Raw genomic sequence first — 2,602 nt, 5'->3', positions numbered from 1 at the left:
CCTCTGTCTCTTTTATGAGCTCCTTAATCGCTGCAATCTCCTGCAGGGAAGAAACCATCGGCACTAAAAGACGTACGCGTCCAGGGTATTGAACCGCCGTTTCCAAAATGGCTCGCAACTGCTCCTGGAACAGCGCCCGTTCATCCAGGAGCATGCGGATGCCCCGCCATCCCAGAAACGGGTTATGTTCCTCTTGTCCATGGTCGAAAAATTTATCCCCCCCGGCATCAAACAGGCGGATAGTCACGGGGTGTGAATTAGTGCCCTTCAGTATAGACTGGTAAAAAGCCTTTTGCTGTTCTTCATCACCGAATTGGTCGTGTCGCAGATACAGCGATTCCGTTCGTAATAATCCGATACCCTCCGCCCGAACGGACCGGACGGCAGCCAGCTCTTCCTTAAACTCAATGTTCGCCTGCAGGGAGAAGGAGGAGCCGTCGCTGGTTGTATTCGGACTCTTGCAAATTTTTTCCCTCTCGGACTGCTCCTCAGCAGACCGGGCCATCAGTTCTTCATATTTTGCTTGCGTAGCGGGTGTGGGATTCACCACGACCTCCCCATGATCCCCATTCAGAATAGCCAGCTCCCGGGCTCCGATGGAAGACGACGCATCTTCCACGCCCACGACCGTAGGGATCTGCATGGATCGGGCTAAAATTGCAGCATGCGAGGTTGTCCCCCCGCGATCCATTACAATACCACGGATATTCTGTTCAGAAAATTCAATGACTTCGCGGGGACTCAACTCCTCAGCGATCAGGATACTCCCTTGCTCAATCTCATCCTGAATATCATTATTATTGATAATATGAATCAAGCGGTCACGGATATCTTCAATATCTATGGAACGCTCCTGCAACAGCCCCTTCTGGTTATCCATCAAGTCCAGGTAGGTCCCGAATACCTTTTTGATAGCCGCATCCGCAGGCTGATTGTATTTTTTAATCTCAATTTCTACCCGTTTTCGCAGATCGGGATCGTTGATCATCTCGATATGTGCCTGCAGCAGTTCTTTTATCTCGCCGTTTTCCTGGGTATCCTGAAGCTTCCGGATCTCTTCTTCAGCTTCATCCAACGCTTTCTCGAACTGGCTGAGCTGATGATCAATCTCATCATCGGTAATATTCTGCCTCGAAACGGTGGGTCGACTGCGTCGATACAGGCTCGTTCGCCCCATCGCAATGCCAGGGGCAGCAGGTGCCCCGGAAAGTACTAACTCCTCTGTTGTAACACTATCCTTCATCATCATATACTTCTCCAAATCCATCATTAATTAATTCTATAATAGCTTCAGCTGCCGCTTCTTCATCTTCTCCATCAATTTCCAGTTCCAACTCAGCACCCTGTTCGGCCGCCAGCGTCATCACTCCCAAAATACTTTTACCGTTCACCCTGTATCCATACATATGAATAAAGAAATCAGACTTGAATTTACTGGCTAATTTCACCAATGCTGCTGCGGGACGCGCATGCAGACCAGCATCATTCACAATCTTAACTTTTTCTCTGATCATGTTGTTTCGTGTTTATAGCTTAAGATGCTAATTATTGTTCTAACTATCCATGAAGGAAATATCAAAAATCACAAGGCTGAAAGCGTCATTATTAATATTGCCGATTCCTCATATGTTTTGTTAATTTATGGTTCATTTGAAGTGAACTAAATATCGAAATTTCATGTCTGTAACCAAAAAAGATGTCAAATACGTAGCCGACCTGGCTCACCTGCAGCTAACGGAAGAAGAATCCGAGTCGTTAGTGCATGATATGAATCAAATTCTGGACTATATGACCACGCTTGAAGAGGTAGACACCTCCGATGTGGAGCCGCTGGAACATGTCATCGATCTGGAATACCGGCTGCGCGATGACAAGGCCGAAGAACCGCTGCCGCACGAGGATGCCCTCAAAAATGCTCCCGACGCCGATACCGACTACTTTCGCGTCCCCCGTGTCATAGAATAGCAGTACAGACAGGGATAGACACGGGAGCAGATACAAATACAGATGTAGATATAGATATAGATGCAATTGCAGTTGCATTTCCTTCCCCGTTCTGCAGGGTACAATAATAAACAACTAAAACCATCGCTTTGAATTCGAAATTCCAGCCTCACGCTCTCAAAGAAGATTTCATCTCCCGGTTGTCAAGAAACAAAAAGCATGGGATCGCATTAGTCCTTCTGTTTTTACTTCCACTGGTGCTCTATTCGGCTATTTTCTTCGGCGGCAAACAATTTTTGGGAAATGACGTGCTGCAATACCGGGCCGGGGCGGAATCGGTCATCAATTATATTGAAACACACGAGGGGGAACATCCCAACTGGGCCACCAACATGTTTTCAGGGATGCCTTCCTATGTGCTTCACAACCCGCCCTCCCCGCCAAGTATCGATACGTTCTTCAAATGGATCGGCGGCGATACCCATCCCCTGGTCTTCTTCTGGATTCTGCTCAGCGGCGCCTACTGCTTTTTTATCATTCAGGGAGTCCGCCCGTTTTCTGCGGCTCTCGGAGCGGTTTTGATCGGCTTTACGACCTACCTGCCCATTATCATAGAAGCGGGGCATTACGGCAAATTTATGGCATTCTCTTTCATCCC

The 2,602-nt window shown here is 47.8% G+C and carries 3 protein-coding genes and 1 pseudogene; 2 read left to right on the top strand and 2 right to left on the bottom strand.

What is annotated here, in order from left to right; translation table 11 throughout:
- Window positions 1–1,249: putative PEP-binding protein (locus ACESLU_RS14050; RefSeq protein ID WP_372639261.1), on the bottom strand; the 1,249-nt coding region annotated here is incomplete at its 3' end.
- Window positions 1,233–1,514 carry an HPr family phosphocarrier protein gene (locus ACESLU_RS14045; RefSeq protein WP_372639260.1) on the bottom strand — a complete coding sequence of 94 codons (282 nt, stop codon included), beginning with the start codon at window positions 1,512–1,514 and terminating at the stop codon, window positions 1,233–1,235. The genes ACESLU_RS14045 and ACESLU_RS14050, both read right to left, overlap by 17 nt.
- A gap of 163 nt (window positions 1,515–1,677) precedes the next feature.
- Here ACESLU_RS14045 and gatC point away from each other — a divergent pair, with 163 nt between their 5' ends.
- Window positions 1,678–1,965: an Asp-tRNA(Asn)/Glu-tRNA(Gln) amidotransferase subunit GatC gene (gatC, locus tag ACESLU_RS14040; RefSeq protein ID WP_372639259.1), complete on the top strand. Its 288-nt coding sequence runs from the start codon at window positions 1,678–1,680 to the stop codon at window positions 1,963–1,965.
- A gap of 128 nt (window positions 1,966–2,093) precedes the next feature.
- Window positions 2,094–2,602 (top strand): annotated as a pseudogene (locus ACESLU_RS14035) (hypothetical protein); the annotation flags it as partial.

This window comes from Fodinibius sp. (assembly GCF_041642155.1).
GTDB lineage: Bacteria > Bacteroidota > Rhodothermia > Balneolales > Balneolaceae > Fodinibius.
This window is presented reverse-complemented; position numbering and strand designations above follow the sequence as displayed.